This is a genomic window from Candidatus Binataceae bacterium, assembly GCA_035650475.1.
Lineage (GTDB): Bacteria > Desulfobacterota > Binatia > Binatales > Binataceae > JAKAVN01.
Genome location: DASRHP010000004.1, coordinates 163182 through 179990, shown reverse-complemented (window position 1 = coordinate 179990; position 16809 = coordinate 163182). Strand labels below are relative to the sequence as shown.

Annotated in this window: 15 protein-coding genes; 7 read left to right on the top strand and 8 right to left on the bottom strand. The window is 63.6% G+C overall.

Features of this window, described 5'->3' with window-relative positions; translation table 11 throughout:
* Window positions 1-41 precede the first annotated feature (41 nt).
* From VFB33_01750 to VFB33_01715, 8 genes are all read right to left on the bottom strand, one after another.
* Complete coding sequence (locus tag VFB33_01750; GenBank protein ID HZO80390.1) at window positions 42-818, bottom strand: ABC transporter permease subunit; 777 nt, start codon at window positions 816-818, stop codon at window positions 42-44.
* Complete coding sequence (locus tag VFB33_01745) at window positions 812-1537, bottom strand: ABC transporter ATP-binding protein (GenBank protein HZO80389.1); 726 nt, start codon at window positions 1535-1537, stop codon at window positions 812-814. The genes VFB33_01750 and VFB33_01745 overlap by 7 nt, the downstream gene beginning before the upstream one ends.
* Window positions 1495-2835, bottom strand: coding sequence for a nitrous oxide reductase family maturation protein NosD (locus VFB33_01740; GenBank protein HZO80388.1), 1341 nt, complete (start codon window positions 2833-2835; stop codon window positions 1495-1497). The genes VFB33_01745 and VFB33_01740 overlap by 43 nt, the downstream gene beginning before the upstream one ends.
* Window positions 2832-3560 carry a hypothetical protein gene (locus VFB33_01735; GenBank protein HZO80387.1) on the bottom strand — a complete coding sequence of 243 codons (729 nt, stop codon included), beginning with the start codon at window positions 3558-3560 and terminating at the stop codon, window positions 2832-2834. Before VFB33_01735 ends, VFB33_01740 begins: the two co-directional genes overlap by 4 nt.
* Window positions 3557-5548, bottom strand: a complete 1992-nt coding sequence (nosZ, locus tag VFB33_01730; GenBank protein ID HZO80386.1) for a Sec-dependent nitrous-oxide reductase — start codon at window positions 5546-5548, stop codon at window positions 3557-3559. The genes VFB33_01735 and nosZ overlap by 4 nt, the downstream gene beginning before the upstream one ends.
* Before the next feature lie 78 nt (window positions 5549-5626).
* Window positions 5627-6031, bottom strand: a complete 405-nt coding sequence (locus VFB33_01725; protein HZO80385.1) for a plastocyanin/azurin family copper-binding protein — start codon at window positions 6029-6031, stop codon at window positions 5627-5629.
* A 345-nt stretch (window positions 6032-6376) separates the two neighbouring features.
* Window positions 6377-7405 carry an ATP-grasp domain-containing protein gene (locus VFB33_01720; protein ID HZO80384.1) on the bottom strand — a complete coding sequence of 343 codons (1029 nt, stop codon included), beginning with the start codon at window positions 7403-7405 and terminating at the stop codon, window positions 6377-6379.
* Between the two features lie 252 nt (window positions 7406-7657).
* Window positions 7658-8635 carry a GNAT family N-acetyltransferase gene (locus VFB33_01715; protein HZO80383.1) on the bottom strand — a complete coding sequence of 326 codons (978 nt, stop codon included), beginning with the start codon at window positions 8633-8635 and terminating at the stop codon, window positions 7658-7660.
* 503 nt (window positions 8636-9138) lie between these two features.
* Between VFB33_01715 and VFB33_01710 the strand changes: the two genes are divergently transcribed.
* From VFB33_01710 to VFB33_01680, 7 genes are all read left to right on the top strand, one after another.
* The gene (locus tag VFB33_01710; protein ID HZO80382.1) at window positions 9139-10656 is read left to right on the top strand and encodes an O-antigen ligase family protein; all 1518 of its coding nucleotides are present in this window, start codon (window positions 9139-9141) and stop codon (window positions 10654-10656) included.
* Between the two features lie 41 nt (window positions 10657-10697).
* Complete coding sequence (locus VFB33_01705; protein ID HZO80381.1) at window positions 10698-12272, top strand: oligosaccharide flippase family protein; 1575 nt, start codon at window positions 10698-10700, stop codon at window positions 12270-12272.
* Window positions 12273-12302: 30 nt separating this feature from the next.
* On the top strand, window positions 12303-13115 hold the full coding sequence (locus tag VFB33_01700; GenBank protein ID HZO80380.1) for a GNAT family N-acetyltransferase: 813 nt from the start codon (window positions 12303-12305) through the stop codon (window positions 13113-13115).
* Between the two features lie 39 nt (window positions 13116-13154).
* The gene (locus VFB33_01695; protein HZO80379.1) at window positions 13155-14075 is read left to right on the top strand and encodes a GNAT family N-acetyltransferase; all 921 of its coding nucleotides are present in this window, start codon (window positions 13155-13157) and stop codon (window positions 14073-14075) included.
* A gap of 5 nt (window positions 14076-14080) precedes the next feature.
* A complete protein-coding gene (locus VFB33_01690; GenBank protein ID HZO80378.1) occupies window positions 14081-14722 on the top strand; it encodes a hypothetical protein in 642 nt (213 codons plus the stop codon).
* Window positions 14719-15594, top strand: coding sequence for a hypothetical protein (locus tag VFB33_01685; protein HZO80377.1), 876 nt, complete (start codon window positions 14719-14721; stop codon window positions 15592-15594). Before VFB33_01690 ends, VFB33_01685 begins: the two co-directional genes overlap by 4 nt.
* 299 nt (window positions 15595-15893) lie before the next feature.
* Entirely contained in the window at window positions 15894-16802 is a 909-nt protein-coding gene (locus VFB33_01680; GenBank protein ID HZO80376.1) for a polysaccharide deacetylase family protein, read from the top strand.
* Window positions 16803-16809: the final 7 nt, after the last annotated feature.

Genomic DNA, 16809 nt, shown 5'->3' with positions numbered 1-16809 from the left:
GCGGCGCGGGCCATTCGCGAACCGCGCGCGAGCCGGGATTCTCAGAAGTCGCGACGCGTATAGGCTCTGGCCCCGAGCAAGATGAGCGCGGTCGCCCACGCCGACAGCACGGCCAGGGCCGCCGCCAGGCCGCGCGCGGAGCCGAGGAATTCCTTGAACAGCGCTCCGGTAAATCCGAGCAGAGCGGCTATATCCAGCCGCAACAGAACGAGCAGGCGCGCCAGATCGAGCGGGTTTAACACCGAAAGCCCGAGCAGCAGCGCCGGAAGCTGCTGCGTGGGAAAAGCCATGATCACGATCAGCAACAGCCCGTCGTAGAGCACGGCGAAGAAGAGCCACAGCGCGAGCGCGCCTCCCAAGGCTTTCAGCCGGTTGTCAGTGCGAACCGAGACCAGAAAGCCGAGTGCGACGAAAATCAAGGTGAGCAACAGCCCCGCGACCAGCAACAACAGCAGCGTTAGCGCCTCGCCCTTGCCCCCGCACCAGAGAAATGGAGCCAGCAGGCCCAGCGCGAAAGCGCCTGCAAGCGAAATGGAAAGCGCCAGGTACTGTCCAGCGAACGCGGTGCGCCGCGAGATCGGCTGGACCAGCAGGAGTTCCACGTATTCGCGCGAGTTGTAGAACTGGAGCACGCTGGTCGCCAGACTCGCCAGCGGGACTACCAGCACGACCAGGTTCAAGAGGCTGGCCGCGGCCTGGTCGGAGCTCTCACCGAAAGAAAGCAGGGCCCAGCCGACAGCGGCAAAGAAAGCCGCGTAGGCGGCAACCCAGCGACTACGCGCGAGTTCGCGCAGGTTGAAGCGCAGGACTGTCAGCATGCGGCGCACGCGGCAGCGCCCTCCTCCATCATTTTCGCGATCGCGGCCTCCAGCGTCCGCTCGCCGCCGGCCTCCAGCGCCTGTGACGGCGGGCCGTCGAAATAGATCCGCCCGTCGAGCATGAAGACGAGACGGTCCGCAAGCTCCTCCAACTCGGCCATCAGATGCGAGGCCACGATCACCGTCTTGCCGCGCGCGCGCTCCTCGCACAGCCACTGCTTGTGCCGGCGGCTGGCGAGCGGATCGAGTCCGACCGTTGGCTCGTCCATCACCAGGATTTCCGGATCGAACATCGCCGCAAGGACGAGGCTTATCTTCTGGCGCGTGCCGCCCGAGAGATAGCGCAGCGGCCGGTTCATCGCCGGCCCCAACCCGAAAAGCTCGGCCAGATGACTGCCGTTGCGGGCCGAGGTCCCGCGCAGATCGGCAAGGAACGTGATCAGCTCGCGGGGAGACGCCGCTTCGGGGAAGCGCGGGCTCTGCGCGACGTAACCGATCCTGTTGCGGTAGCGCCAGCCGCCGTTGACCACCGTGCCGTCGATTGCGATCCGGCCCGCGTCGGGATGGACGAGACCCACCATGCACTTGAGCAGCGTGCTCTTGCCGGCGGCGTTGGGACCGACCACGTAGGTGATCTCGCCCGGCCGAATGGTAAGGCTGACGCCGTCGAGCGCGGTCAGCGCGCCGAAGCGCTTTCGAAGGTCGCGGATTTCGACCACGCGGGCTTCTCCATCAGCGGCTGGGCGTCAACCAGGGCCTTCGGCGTGAGCGCCGGTATCGCGCGCTCGGCCAGGTCGAGCAGTTCGGCAAACGGACTGCGCAGAAGCACCATGGCTGCCGGGTAATTCTGCGCGAGCACTGTGAACAGGGCGACCGGATGGTAGGGCGCGTCGCCCAGACCATCGCCATTGAAGTCGTAGCCGCGGTAGGCGCTCCAGTAGTTGCGGCGAAAGGTGCTGTTCGAAGCCGCGACGCTGTTGCTCGCGACGTCGAAGGTGTTGGCCTCGAAGGCGTTTGCCGTAAACAGGTTGTCGTCCGAATCAGCGAGCACGCGCACGGCGACCCCGTTATTGAGGAATTGATTATTGGCGATCGTGTTGTGATTGGAGTTTTCCGCGTACAGGCCGACCGAGTTGCGCACAAACAGATTGCCTTCGATCCGGCTCTGGTCGAGGTCCTTGAGCAGCGCGCCGTCGCAGGCGGGCCCCCAGTTGTGCTCGATGCGGTTGGCGCGCACCACCAGCCGCTTCGAGTACATCAGCACTTCGCCCGCCTTGTTGTCGCGCAGCGTGTTGGCGCTGTAGTTGTTGTCCGACGAGTACATCGTATGCATCCCGTAGCGGACATTGCGCTCGCTCAGGTTGCCGACGATGGTGCTGTCGCGCAGAAACTCGAAGTACAGACCGTCGCGATGGCCGCTGACGCGATTGTCCTTGACCAGAATGCGCCGGCAGTTCCACAGATGGATCGCGTTGCCGGAAATCGTCTCCGACCCGGCACGGCCGCGAACCTGGTTGCCGCTCACCACGCAATCCGAGGCGCCGGCGAGATAAATGGCGAAGAAATCGTTGAGCAACCGGTTATCCCGAATCGTGCAGCGCTGCGCGTTCCTGACCTTGATGCCCGCCGGGTCCTCGCTGAAGCGGATCGCTGAATTCTCGATCACGAGGCCGCTTACCTCGACGTCGCTGGCGATCACGGTCAAAACCTCGGCCTCGCCGCCGCCGTCGAGCACCGGCCATTGCTCGCCGACTATCCGCAGCGACTTGTCCACTACTATGTTGCCCTCGCGATAGTAGCCGCCGCGCACCACGATCTTCGAGCCGGCCCGAGCCTCGCGCACCGCCTCCTTCAGACTCGACGTGTGGCAGGTCGGACACACCAGTATTTCCATTGACGCCGCAGCCGCGCGAGCCGCCGTCGCCGCGAGCAGGATCGCGCCCAGCGTAAGTCCAAGTGAGCGCAACGGCCGCACCAATTGCAGCCGGCGGCGCCCGGTGCGCTCCCGCAGGTTCATCGCCAGCTCAGCAGAGCGGGCTTCGCAGGCCCATGCGCCAGCACCCGGGCATGCTCCCGGCCGCCGCGCGCGACGGCACGCCGGCCCAGCCACTGCGCCGCGAAAGCCGCGAACCCGAGCGCAAACGACGCCGCCATCGCAATCCCGCCGAGCCCGGGCCAGGTCATGACGTGGAACGTGTTCAGGATCGTGTACGAGCCGAACAGCTGCGGCGTGAACGGCGGCATCCGGATGGCGGCATGCGGGTTGAGGTCATGGCTGTAAGTGTAAAGCCACCAGTAGAAATCACCGAGCAGCACGAGGCCGCTCACCGCAAACACTCCGAGCCAGGTGGCCAGCGGCCACAAGCGATCGCGTCCCCAAGTAGCAGTCGCGAGCGCGCCGGCGACAAGCAGCGCGACCAGCCAGGGCATCACCCTCAGGGCCACGAAGTCGCTGTCCTGTATCTTGCGCATCCCGATGTAGTGGTTGAGCTCGTTTATCAGATCGATCCTGCCTTCCAGATGGTTGATATAGATTGTCATCGGGAGGCCCTGCGGATATTCAGGATAGAGCGGCACCGTGAAGTTGTAATGCCATAGCGGCGCGAAGAACGTGCCCACCAGGGTCAGCGCCGCCGCATAGAGCAAGCCGCGCGAGAGGTTGCGTCCGCGCGCCCCGCCGCAGGACGCCGCGTTAGCCCGCGGTCGGTGGGCGGCGCACACGGGCCCGAAGTCGAGGTTCATTTGCCGCCCCCGTGCCACGACAGCGCGACCTGTTCGCCGGCCGGCGACACCCGCACGTAGCCCTGCATCTCCTGGTGAAGCGCTGAGCAGAAGTCGGTGCAGTAGAAGGGATAGACACCCGCCTTGGCCGGCGTCCATTTAAGCGTCCGCGTCTCGCCCGGCATGATCAGGAGATCCGAGTTGCCCGCGCCGAACACCGCGAAGCCGTGCGGGACGTCCCAGTCTTGCTCCAGATTGGTGACGTGGAAGTAAACCGTGTCGCCGACGTGGATGCCCTCGATGTTGTCGGGATTGAAGTGGCTGCGGATAGCGGTCATGTACACATGGACGACTTTGCCCTGGCGCACTACTTTCGCGTGATCCTCGCTCGGAGTTACGTAGGGATTGCGGTTGTCCTTGAGCGAATAATACTTGACGTTGTGCGGCATCAGAACGCTGGCCGGAATTGCCTGCGCGTAATGCGGCTCGCCCACGGTCGGGAATTCGAGCAGCATCCGCATTTTGTCACCTGAGATATCGATCAGGTCGGCCGACTGACCCAGTTCGGGGCCGGTGGGCAGGAAGCGGTCCTTGGTCATCTTGTTTAGCGCGATGGCGTATTTGCCCCATGGATGCGCCGAGTCGCCGCCCGGGACCAGCAAATGGCCGATCGCGTAGTACACCGGCACCCGATCAACGACCTGCCAGGTGCCGAGCTTCCATTTGATGATCTCGGAGCTGATGAAACACGAGGTATAAACGTTGCCCTTGCCGTCGAATTCGTTGTGCAGAGGGCCGAGGCAGGCGCCCGGAACCTCGCCGGCCACCACTGCCTGATACTTCAGCACCGGGATACCGTAGCGCTCGCCTTCGAACTGCTTCTCCTGGATTGCGCTCATCATTCTGTGAAAGGAGTGAACCGGAATCGTGGAAGAGAGCTTGCCGCCCGCTACGATATATTCACCGGTGGGATCGACGTCCACGCCGTGCGGCGACTTCGGGGTCGGGAGATAGTAAACCATGTCGGGGCAGGCCTGCGGCGTAAGCGTGGCCACGCTCCTGAGCTCTTCGGACCGCGCAGCATGTGTCGCGGAATCCATGTAGTTGTGAAAGTAATCGGTGGGCAGCTGTTTGGCCTTGCCCTGCGCCACGCATTGTTCGGCGCGTTTCCAGTTCACGGCGGTGACGAAGTCCTTGTCGGCCTGTGATGCGTTGACTTCGAGCAGTGTATGCGCCTCCTCGGTGTTGTAGGTGCTGAAGAAGCACCAGCCGTGAGACGGACCCTTGCCGCAATGCGCCAGGTCGTAGTCGTAGCCCGGCATCAGGATCTGGAACGCGATACTCATGCTTCCTGACCTGGGCTCGACCCTGATGAAGTTCAGCGTGCCCTTGAAGTTGCCCTTGTAATCGGCAATCGACATATCCCTCTGGGGAATCGGAATGCTGAAGCGGGTTCCGGCCACGAGGTATTCGCTGTTCTGCGTCGTGAAGGGCGCCGAATGTAGGCCGGCGACGTTCGGGATTTCCAGGATCTCGTCGGTCCGAAAGCGGCGCAGGTCGATGCGCGCGATGCGCGGCGTATTGTTGGCATTGATGAAGAGCCAGCGCCCGTCGGTGGTCCCGTTGGTCTGCGAGAGCTCCGGATGATGGGCGTCGTCCCACGGAATGAAGCCGTGCGAGGTCATCAGCATCGCCCTGGTTTCTTCCGAGAAGCCGTAGCCATCCTCTGGGCTCTGCGCGAAGACCGGTATGATCTGCATCAGGCGGCCCGAGGGAATTCCATAGATCTCGACCTGGCCGCTGAAGCCGCCCGAGAAGAAGCCGTAGAACTCGTCGTAGCTGCCCGACGGTATATAGACGCGCGAGGCCGCGTCGCTTGACAGCGCACGCGGCGTGTCATGCGCTCCGATTGTCAGGCGGGGCAGCAGGAGAAACGCGAGTGTGGCGGCCGCAGCCCCGATCAGGGCTGCAACGACCAGGCGACGCCGTCCGTTGTTTGACTCATCCATCGGAGAAAGACCTTCCTTTGCGCGCACACGCAGACAAGGCCGCGCGCCACCACCGGACGCGCCGCCCTGCGGCTGCGCCTACTTCGTAACCACCACTTCGCCGGTCATCCCCGAATTTGCATGCGGGATGCACATATAATGGTAGGTTCCCGGCACCGTGAACTTGTGCTCGAACTTCCCTCCCGGCATCAGGAAGCCCGAGTCGAAGCTCTCCGCGCCGGCCGGCACCGGCGGCGCAAGGGTTATCGAATGGATCGCCTGTCCGGTGTTGATCCATTCGACTTCCTCGCCGGCCTTCACGGTGACCTTGGCGGGGACAAAGGCGGCAGGCGCGTCGGTCATTTTGACGACGACCTTCGCGTCTGCGCCCGCGCCCGAAGCCGAAAGGCCCGCGAGCCCGACGACCATCACCAAGACGCTCGCCGCAATCGCGCGGGTCCAGGCACGAACGACTGGCCGTTTGAAGATATGTTTATGTTGCATGTTCAACGCTATGAGCAGGTCTCATGCCGGAGCCAGCCGGCATCGCCACAGCCGACCAAGACGGAATTTCGGGCCGCCGCGGGCGCCTGGTCGCTACCTGAAGCGCTTCCGTTGTGTCCGAAGGTTCCAGTATCGGGGTGCTAATCTGTCGCCGATCGACACACAAAAACGCAAAGTGATGCCGACGAAATCTTCGTCAGCCTGCGGCGGATCGGGTGGACGGAGGATCTTGAAGGCGCCCTGATGGCCGTGGTCGCCGGGCCGGCGCTGCCCCGCTGTGGCACGCGCTACCCGACGCCGCGCCCGAGCTGAACGGGCCGTTATCGGCCGCCGGCGCTCAGCGTATCAATCCGGCTGGCCGCCGAGCGACAGCATCGGTGCGGGCCGCTGATTGCCCGGCCAGAGCAGCCTGCGCAGTCGATACAAGGAAGGCAGGTGGGGCCCCGGATCGCTCCACGCAAAGTCGGAGCGCACGCGCGGATCGAGCACGTCCTTGACGAATCCGGCCACGCGCCACGGCCGCTGGCGCATCAGGCGCACCTCGCGCAGGATTCGATGGAAGCGGACCCCGACGCGATAGCGCAAATCGGGCTCGACCTCGATGCCCTTGACGAGCTGGCGATAGGGGGTGAACAGATCGACGCCGGCCAGCCGCGCGACGCCGATCGTGCCCCACAGGCGCGGGTTGATTTCGAGAAATTTGAACCGCCCGTCGCGCTCATCGCGAATGAACTCGACGTGGCCGAGCCCGGTGTACTCGATAGCCTCGAACACCTTGAACGCCTCGCGCAGAAGCTCGGGACAATCCTCGGTTACGCCCTTGACCGTCAGCCCGCCCCACGGATGGGGATAGCGGAGGAGCTTGCGATGGGCGACGACGCGCAATGGCCTGCCGTTGAGGAAGAGGCCGCCGACCGAAAAGGCAGAGCCACGGATGAATTCCTGCAGCGCCGGACGGCTGCGCGCGCGAGCCTGGCCGCGCATGAGCTCGCGGTACTGCGCCGCCAAGTCTTCTTCGCGCCGGATGATTCGGACGCCTTCGCCGGACTCGCCGACGTCGCTCTTTGCGACCACCGGCCATCCCAGCTCGCGCGCGACCGGCGACAGGTCGTCATCGTCGGCCGGAATCGCCGTTCGCGGAGTCGCGACGCCCGCCCATAGCGCCAGCGACAGGGCCGCGTTCTTGCTGAGCGCGATCTTCAGGGAGGCCGGAGGAGGGAGCAGCAGGCCGCGCCAACTCCTGTTCCTGCGCAAAGGCAACAGGCGCGCAAGCACCTCTTCATGGCAGACGAATATCGCATCGTAGGGCTTGCCTCGCACTGCCGCCCCGAGCGCTTCGCGATACAGACGTGCGTTGTCGAATGGCGGGGCCAATAACTGCTCGTGACAAGAACGTGAGCGAAAGGCGGGCGAGCCTGCGCAAGCAAAGATGTCGGCCTCGCAGCCCTGAGCCGCCAGCGCCCGGCAGACCTCCGTAGCCATTACCGCGCGCTTGTCTAAGATGAGCACCTGTGCCTTAGCCTCGACCATCCTCTATTGATCTCCCCCTGAGCCGCGAAACGGCGGTGGCCCTTCGGTCCGCGAAATCTCACATGCGCTCCAGCCTTCAGCGTCATACATCTGAACTCATGCCAGGAAGCGGTACGCAACACGGCCGAGCATCCGGGTCGCAAAGATCGGTAACCGTCTCCACACCATCGCAAGCAGCCGGTGCGCACCGCCGAGCACTTCGGGACTCACCTGGCGCGGCGCCATCGGAAAAAACGAGTAGGGCAGCGCGGTCGCGGTTGCGCCCAGCCCGCGCTTGAATTGCATCAGACCCTGGTTGCGGACGTCAGAGCGCCCCAGTTCGAGCACCCGCGCGTGTGGCGCAAACTCTTCGACCGCGCTCCAGAGCAGGCGATGGTTGGCGTTGGAGCGGCAGTTCGCCCGCCGTGCGCCCCACTTGAAATAAATAGCGTCGCCGTCACGCACGAAGACCGCCGCCGCAACATCCTTGCCCGCTTCTTTGGCGAGCCAGATGTCGAGATTGGCGGGCGCAAACAGCCCGTGGACAAGCTCGAAGAATCGCCATGGCTGCGGCGGAACGCCGAAGTGGCGGCGGCTGTCGAGCTGAAGCGCATAGAACCGTCTGAGGTAGTCGGCGCCGGCGCCGTGTTCTACTCTGACCGCGCCGGCCCGGCGCAGGTTGCGCCGAAAATTAATTCCTAGTCCGCGCTCCAGCGCCTGCAAGGGGCGCCAAAGCTGGAGCCGCCAGCTAACGAAACAGCCCACCCGCTCCCACTTCTCACCGCAATCGAGGCCGCGAATTTCATAGGCGGCGCCATCGCCCTGTTCGATCAGCGCCGCTGCAAGCTCGCGCGCATCGTCGGCGCTGCGCGCCAAAGGCGGGGCGCTGTCCGAAAACGGAAGGGCCACGAAGCGCTTGACGAAGGGGTTCGGAGAGCGTGCGAATACGCCACCTGCCGCCACCCGACCGTCACGTTCGAGCGTCGCCAACCACATGCCGAGACGATGGGCACGGCCGAGCAGCTCGATCCAACGCTCGCGATGATAAAGCGTCACTTCGGGGCAGCCTGCGAGCAGGCTGCGCCATGTCGCCATCCCCTCGCTCAGGGGCGTCAAACGCAGACGCGCTGCCGCGTCTTCGCGCGGCGCCTGAACACCTCCGGAGCCGCTCACGGACAGGCTCCACGTTTGCGCCGCAGTAGGATTTTGCTCGCACGCTCTTGCACCACGACCTCGCCACCGCCCCCCCCGACCGTCGTGGGTGAAAGCCTTTTCGGCGGCAGTCCGGATTATGCAATCGCAGCGCCAGCCGTGGTGTTCAACAGACTGTGCTTTAGCCCATTTTATGCGTGTATTTGCGGCGGGCTCGCCGATCGCCCAAAGCAACAATTACCGCGTTGCTCGGTACGATTTACCAGCCGTTCCACGGGTTTCCCAGCGTCGCTCTCGACGCACCCGCATCAGTATTGCAGCTTTGGTTCGGGCGCTGTGGCACAACGGTTGCTGAACGGCATTGGCTTGGCGCAGCGGTGACGGAAGCGTGGAGAGGCGTCTGCGCCACCCCCCGTCCCGGTAGCTAGCGCATAGTGGTGGTGACGATGGCGGGAGCCGATGCGACCTTTCTCTCGGTGCCGGCGCAACGGCAAACCAGCCCGCATGGCGCGCGGCTGATCGTCGGCACAATCGTGGCACTCGTCGTTGTTGCCCTGCTTTACAGCCTGCAAGCGGGCAGCACTTACCTACTCCTCGCGGCCTGCGGCCTGACCGGGATGGTCGGCGTCTGTTACGCTCTACCTTATGTCGCCAGACATCGCGACTGGCTGGCCTGCGCGATCGTCCTGATATTCCTCTTCAACGCGTTCTTCTTTCTGAATCCCACCGCACGGGTCATCTTCCATTACGGCGCGCTCGCGTTGTTCTGCCTTCCGGTGGCGGCGACGGCCCTGCGCGCGAACATCCTGCGGCGCGGAGGTTTCAGACTCTACCTCGCCTACTTTACGTGGGCGGCGGTGACTATCAGCTACTCGCTGGCGCCCGAATACTCGTTGGCGCGCCTTGGCGAAGCCGTACTGATCCTCGCAGTCCTTGCAGCCGTCATCCTTGAGGCTCACGCGGGAGAGGACGCCGTTGGGCTACTGAAGCATTTCCTGGTCGGCGCAGGCGCGGTCCTGGCGCTGCTCGCGGTGTCCGCACTCCTGCTGCCGCACGACTTGACCTGGGTCAGTCCGCTTCAGAGTTTCAGCCTCGACGAGCTAAGTGAGATGCAGAAGCAGGGAATTAGCGTGGCCGGCGTGGATCGCTTCCGCGGCCTGCTCAATGGGCCCAACGATGTGGGCGGGCTGATGCTGATAATCGTCGGGCCGGCAATCGTATGCTGGCAAACGGCGGGGCGGCGAACCCGCGCGACGCTGGCGGCGCTGATCGTTTTCGCCCTGCTGCTGGCGGGGCTGGCCGATTCGCGCTCCCCGTTCGTTGCCCTGGCCGTGGGCGGCGCCCTGTACATCGTATGGCGATGGCGTGCGCGCGGGGTCCTCCTGTTGAGCGCAGCGGCCGCCGGATTGCTGCTCTTCTACACTCACGGCGATCTCGGCGCTTACGTGGGGCGCGGCGACGTCAGCACGCTCACCGGACGCACCGACATCTGGGCCTTCACCGTGCGCAGTATCGAGCAGCGGCCGATCCTGGGCTACGGTTACGAAGTCTCGGGGGCGATTTTTCTCAGCCGCTACTTTCCGATCTGGTGGGGGCCGTGGGATCTCGGACCTCACAGTTCGCTGCACAATGGCTATCTCGATCACGCCGTCGGAGTCGGTATTCCGGCAACGCTGCTGTGGCTCTACATCATCCTGCGCCCGTGGGTGTTCGTGCTGCGCCAGCCCGGCGACCCATGGCGTCTGAAGTCGATCTTTCTGCTCATTGTGGTTCCGATTCTCGTTAACAACATGACCGAGGCGTTCTTGGGTGATCTGACCGATAGTGTCGGTTTTCTCTTTGGCATCGTATGGGCGCTAGCGGAGCGTTATCGCCTGCTCGCCACAGACGAAGCGCAAAGCACCCGCGCGGAGGCGATCGCCAGCCTGCCGCGCGCCGCGATGGCGCTCGCGTGGGGCCGTTGAGCGCCTCTTCCGATGCGCAACAGCCTTCGATGCCCACTCTGATGCGCAAAGCCGAAGCTTCCGCCGCCGCGACGCAGGGGCGGTCGGAAGCAGTGTGCCGGCCGGAGGCGGAAGGTCGGGAATCGCTGGCCGCGCGGGTGTCGGAAGCCTTCGCTCGCAGCGTACGTGACAACATACTGGCCGAATTTGGGGCGCAGGCAATCCGCTTTGGAGGAATAATATTCCTCGCTCGCATACTCGGTCCGGAGGATTTTGGAATCCTCAAAGCCCTCGTCGCTGTCACCCTCATTGCAACAATCTTCATTCAGGCTGGAATTCCGGACGCCCTTATCCAGCGGCGCGAGCTCACCGGTGAACACGAGTGCGCCGGATGGTGGATGAGCCTTGCGGTTACGTCCATAGTCGTCGCGACGGTTTACCTGGGCGCTGCGCATATCGCGGGATGGATGGAAATGCCCGGCCTGAAACCCGCGATCCGCCTGATGTGCGTGCCGATCTTTATCGAGGGCACCTCGATGGTGAGCAATGCGCGGCTCGAGCGTGCCCTGAGCTTCGGCGCCCTCGCCTTGGCCGACGTGCTGGCCGAGATCGCCTTCGTGGCTGTCGCCCTCGCGCTCCTGGTAGCCGGGCTGCCGCGATGGAGCCTGATCGGCGGACTCGCCGCCCGCTTTGCGATCCACGGCCTAACCGTATGGTCGGCAAGCCCGCGCATCTACCTTGCGCTTCCCCGCCCGCACGCGATCCGCGACCTGTTCGGTTTCGCGTTGAGCGTCTGGGGCGGCCGTATCGTTCAAGCCTTGTCGGACAACTCGGACTACTTGCTGATTGGCCGTTTGCTGGGAAGCGGTCCACTGGGCATTTACGGGATGGCGCGCGACCTGCTCCGCTTCGTGCCAAATCGGCTTCATCGGGTTGCCGGACGTGTGATCTTCTCGGCCTTCTGCAAGCTCCAGGACGACAGCCGCGAAATGGCGCGCGCATACGCTCAGTTTTACTGCGCGATGACGCGGATCATCCTACCGCTGCTGATGTGCATGGCGGTCACCGCCCCAGACCTGGTGAAGACGATGTATGGCGCTCGATGGTTGGCGGCGGCCGCGCCGCTCCAGGCGCTGGCATTAGGGCTCGCGTTCGCCGGGCTCAAGACCGCCGTCAGCTCAATCTATACCGCGAAGGGACATCCGAGTCTCGACATTCATCTGAACGGCCTGCGCCTTGTCCTGGTAGTGGCAATACTTCTGGTGCTGCGCAACCGGGGGTTGCTGGCGATAGCGGTGGGCATCAGCGCGGCGGAAATTATGACGTCAATCGCCGCCCAATACGTAGGCAGTTGCTTCACCTCTCTGACGCTTGCCGACATTCTGCGGGAGTCTCTCCCGGGAGTGCGCCTGGCGCTCGTATGCGGTGCGACTTCCCTGTTCGTAAGCATCGTTTGCCACCATTTCGGTATTCACGGCGTGCCGGCGTTGGCCCTCGCGTTGCTTGCGGCGGGCGCTGTTTATCTGCGGCTCGAGGCCGCAAATCTGACGTACATGGTAAAGCGGGCTTACTCCTCGCCCCCGCAAGCGCCGGTTCAAGAGGAACACGACTCGGATGCCGAAGTCGCCGCGTTCTAATCGACGATCGCGTTCTGATTAATCAGCCACATGGTCACGATTGACAAGAAATTGGGCGGCCTTATCCCGTACCGAACCGTGTTCTTTCCCGGCGCGTCCGCACTGGCACGCGCGCTCGATAGCCTTAAGCCTCACCAGATCGCCCGGTTCTTCTGGACCGGCGCGAAGCTTGACCATTCGCGCTTTGTCGTGGGCCACCAAACGAGCACCACCATTTGTATCGAGGCGCAGCGGCCGCTGGATGCGATCCTGAAGGACATGTCGCAAAGCACCCGGCGCAAGCTGCGTCAGGCGGAGATGCTGAGCGATCGCGTCAGGATTGTGCGCAACGGCCCCGACGCGTCACGCGACTTTCTCGCCCTGTACAACAACTTTGTCCGTTCTAAAAGAACCGGCGTGTCGCCGATAAGCGAGAGCCTGCTGCGCCTCTACGCGGCAAGTTCAGACATCTTTCTGCTGTACCTCGATGGCGCCGCGCTCTGCGGCCATCTGAACCTGCTCGATGCCGAGGCCGGGCGCGAACGGCTTCTGTTTTCGGCCAGCCGGCGCTTCGACGATCCGGAGACTGCGCGTCTGTGTTCACTTCTGAATTGCCATCTTCATTGGCACGAACTTCGTAGCTATCGCGAGGAAGGACTGTCGACTTACGACCTCGGCGGCTTCAGTAACGGCGCGAACACGGGACTGGATAGATTCAAGGCCTCGTTCGGTGGACAGTTGCTCGAGGAGCATACCTACTTGTGCGCCGGCTCACCACGTGTCGCGCGCGGACTGCTGAGACTGTGCGCCTCATTCGGAATGCTGCGCCGGCTTACCAACGGCGTGGATGACCGGCGGCCCTGATCCGCCGGGAACGAGAAAAAAGGCTGACGTTCCTCGTGCGTGCCGCGCGGCGTGAGGGCTATGATCACAATACGAAAAAAACTCAAAGGGCTTATCCCTTATCGAATCGTTTGGTTTCCTTCCGATGCTGCCCTGCGGTCGCTCGCGGAGGAACTGCCGTTGACGCACATAGCGCGCGTCGAATGCGCAAGCGCCGACGTCAGCGGCACCGCCAGCACCGTCATCGAGCACCACTTGAGCCTGACGCTCTGCGTGGAGCTGCGCCGTTCGCTGGACGAGATCTTCAGCCGCTTCAGTTCGACGACGCGCAATTTGATTCGCCGGGCCGAAAAGCTCGGCAGCCGTATCAGGCTGCGCCGCCACGACGCATCGGCGGAGAATACCGGAATGGTTGACGAGTTCGTCGAGTTCTTCAATGAGCTGGTCCGACACAAGCATGGAGCTCTCTTTCCGATGTCGCGCCAACTGGCGCACAGCTATTTCCCGCACGCGGAGCTTTCCTTGCTCGATTTCGACGACCGGTTGCTGTGCGCCCACTTGTGTATGCGCGACCCAGAAGCCGGCAAGGTCAGGCTGCTGTACTCGGTAAGCCGTCGCTTCCAGGATCCCGACACTTCCCGCGTCGCAGGAATCGCAAATATCTACCTGCACTGGCTCGAGTTTCAGAAATATCGGGAAACCGGCTTCGCGATGTATGATTTGGGCGGTATCAGCCCCGTCGATGATCCCGGCATCAACCGGTTCAAGCTCCAGTTCGGCGGGGAGCTCGTGCGCGAGCACAACTATTGGCTCGCGGGCACGCCGATAATCGGCAACTCGGCATTCGCATTGATCACCAAACTGACCGGCCGTGGGAAAAGGCGCCGGGCGGTTCAACGGGCCGGCGAGCGATGGAGGGACCTGCCGCTGGAGGAGATCCGCCGAGACATCGAGCGGCCCTCGGCGCGGCCGTCGCATTGACTATAATGGCGGCGAACCGGCTCACATCGCTGTCTTCGGCGGCCCACAGCCTGTTTTGGGAGTACCGCCTCGGCATTTCAACCCGCGGCCGATACGGCGAGGGCGACGCGCTCTCCGGAGAGCATCGCTATTATGCGACCGTTCCGTATTCGGCAATTTTCGAGATCCTCGATCGCCTGTCGCTTAAGCCCGATGACGTGTTCGTTGACCTCGGCTCCGGCAAGGGCCGCGCGGTGTGCTGCGCCGCCACTTACAACATCCAACGTGCAATCGGGGTCGAGGATGTCGGCGTTCTCCACGAGCTGGCCGCGCTTAACGTCGGGCGCCTGCGCCGCGCGCGCGCAGCGACATCGTTGATTCGCGCGAAGGCGCAGGAATTCGATTTCACGCAGGGCACCGTCTTCTATCTTTTCAATCCCTTCGGGCCCGAAACCCTCCGCGAGGTGCTGGCGAAGATGGAACATGGGCTCGCCGCAGGGCCGCGTCGCGCGCGGATCGTATACGTCAACCCGGTCCATGAAGAGGTATTGGCGGCGCGAACCTGGCTGATACGCGCCGCTTCCTGGCAGCTTCGCGGGCTGAAATGGCCAATATCGGTCTGGCAGACACGAAAAGCCGGCGAACCGGTCGTGGATATCAAGCGATGAACCGGCTCGCTCGACAAACAGCAGCCGCCTCGATCGTGGCGCTAACAACGGCGGCCGTGTGTGCCCTCGTGATTTTGCCGAGCGCCAGTCGGGCGCCCGCCGCCGGGGTGGATTTGCACTTCAGGACGCTGCCGCCGCATGCCGCGCTGCCATCGGGGCAGTACTGTGCGGCGGCGATTCCTCCCAGTCCCGAGACGAGGCCGCAGAACATTCCTTTCAACCACACCGAGCCTGCGGTTTCGCAGCTCCTCAACTTCTACAAACACCCGGTCTTTGGATCGAATCCGCCGGCCTCGGATTTTTTCCTGGTTGACGGCCATTACCAGGGCTCGACCGACATGATTCTGCGCTGGGCCGCGTGCAAATGGGGCATCGACGAGGACGTCATGCGCGCCCAGGCGTGGACGGAAAGCAAGTGGAGGCAGGGCGGGCCAAATCCGGGCGATGGCGGCGGCGACAAGCGAACCCTGCGCAGCCAATGCGTGCAGGGCGCCTTCACGGCCCTGTGGAACCTCGGCTGTCCCGGCTGCTGCTACCAATCCTGGGGAATTCTACAGACCAAGGTCTACTACGCTTGGGGCACCTGGCCCATGATCAAGGACTCGACGGCCTTCAATGCTGACTACCGGGGCGCCGATCAGCGCGCCTGCATGAACGGCGACTACGCAAGCTATTTCGCGAGCGCCGCGCAGCAGCCGAACACCTACGCCGCCGACATCGCCAGCGGCGACCTCGCGCGCATCCTGTGGGGATGCATCGGGATGCACTATTCCGGCGGCTGGTACACTCCGAGTTCGCTGCCGTACATACGCGAGACGCAGGGATACCTGACGACCAAGCCGTGGACCGCGTTGCGCCCTACTAGCCCGTAAGAGCGCGCCGGGCGCCGCTGCCAGCCTCAGAGCCAGATGACGTCTACCGCCCAGGGGCGCAGCCGCCGTAGCGCAAAACTGACCGATGCTGGCCATTATGACTGAGGTAAGATTTTCACTATTGCTTATCGCGGTCCTTACGGGTTCAGTCATTAACTCAAAAGAAATTAGATGAAATTGAGCTAGCTTCGGCAAAAACTGTCGGCATACCGCTTGCTCGAACCTGTCCTTAGTTCCGAATACAACTCATCGGCGCGGACCGGTCGCCGCCAGGCCGCTGGCCAGGAGTCTTCTCAGCCATGGACCAGGTTGCGGGCGCCCAGCCCAACCCCGTTATGCCGCCGTTTGACCCGACCCTGCGCAGCAGACTCGCCAAGCTTGCGCTCTCGTCGGTCTACTATGCCGCGCGGGAGCTTGTCCGGCTGACGCGTCGGCTTATGGGGTCCAACCCACCGGCGGAGGTTGTCGCGATTTATTATCATCAGGTGCCGCGCGAGCAGCGAGACCGCTTCGCAAGACAGATGGATCACCTGCTGCGATGGGCAATGCCGATCCGGGCTGACGAGATCCCGCAGATGAAGCCCGGGCGGCGTTACGTAATGGTCACCGCTGATGATGGATGGCTGAGCTTCATCGAGAACGCCTTGCCGGAGCTCGAGAGTCGCGCGATTCCGGTCACGATCTTCGCGATTCCAAACTATCTCGGCGATAGTCTCGGCCAACCCCGGGATCGCCTGGCCACCGAGGAGGAGCTCAAAGGGATCGCCAGTGATCTGGTGTGCGTGGGATCGCATACCTCGACTCATGCGCGCCTGACTACGCTCGACGAAGATGTGGCCTGGTCGGAACTCGAAGACTCTCGCAGCGCTCTGGAAGACATCCTGAACACCAGGGTCACGCTCTTTTCGTTCCCTTTTGGCGCCTTCAACGACGCGCTGGTGAACAAATGTCGCGAGGTGGGATATCGCCGGGTCTTTCTCGCCCTCCCCCCGTCGACCATGTCGCGCCCGGAGTTCGTAATCGGACGTATCCGCGTCGACCCGACCGACTGGCCGCTGGAGTTCCATCTCAAGCTCACGGGCGCGTATGGTTGGCTGCCGCGCGCGACAGGCCTCAAGCGCAGGCTGCGGTCGCTCGCTCGTGTAAGCCCACGCGGGTCTTGCGGCCAAGCCCGCGGATGCCGGGCGACGGGCGACTCGCGGCAATGAGGCACGG

What these genes read in the sequence shown, in the direction of transcription:
- VFB33_01690 (HZO80378.1), top strand. Translation starts at nt 14,081, where the DNA reads ATGGCGGCGAACCGGCTCACATCGCTGTCTTCGGCGGCCCACAGCCTG.
- VFB33_01700 (HZO80380.1), top strand. Translation starts at nt 12,303, where the DNA reads ATGGTCACGATTGACAAGAAATTGGGCGGCCTTATCCCGTACCGAACC.
- VFB33_01750 (HZO80390.1), bottom strand. Translation starts at nt 818, where the DNA reads ATGCTGACAGTCCTGCGCTTCAACCTGCGCGAACTCGCGCGTAGTCGC.
- nosZ (HZO80386.1), bottom strand. Translation starts at nt 5,548, where the DNA reads ATGGATGAGTCAAACAACGGACGGCGTCGCCTGGTCGTTGCAGCCCTG.
- VFB33_01740 (HZO80388.1), bottom strand. Translation starts at nt 2,835, where the DNA reads ATGAACCTGCGGGAGCGCACCGGGCGCCGCCGGCTGCAATTGGTGCGG.
- VFB33_01710 (HZO80382.1), top strand. Translation starts at nt 9,139, where the DNA reads ATGGCGGGAGCCGATGCGACCTTTCTCTCGGTGCCGGCGCAACGGCAA.
- VFB33_01680 (HZO80376.1), top strand. Translation starts at nt 15,894, where the DNA reads ATGGACCAGGTTGCGGGCGCCCAGCCCAACCCCGTTATGCCGCCGTTT.
- VFB33_01725 (HZO80385.1), bottom strand. Translation starts at nt 6,031, where the DNA reads ATGCAACATAAACATATCTTCAAACGGCCAGTCGTTCGTGCCTGGACC.
- VFB33_01685 (HZO80377.1), top strand. Translation starts at nt 14,719, where the DNA reads ATGAACCGGCTCGCTCGACAAACAGCAGCCGCCTCGATCGTGGCGCTA.
- VFB33_01705 (HZO80381.1), top strand. Translation starts at nt 10,698, where the DNA reads ATGCGCAAAGCCGAAGCTTCCGCCGCCGCGACGCAGGGGCGGTCGGAA.
- VFB33_01735 (HZO80387.1), bottom strand. Translation starts at nt 3,560, where the DNA reads ATGAACCTCGACTTCGGGCCCGTGTGCGCCGCCCACCGACCGCGGGCT.
- VFB33_01715 (HZO80383.1), bottom strand. Translation starts at nt 8,635, where the DNA reads ATGGCGACATGGCGCAGCCTGCTCGCAGGCTGCCCCGAAGTGACGCTT.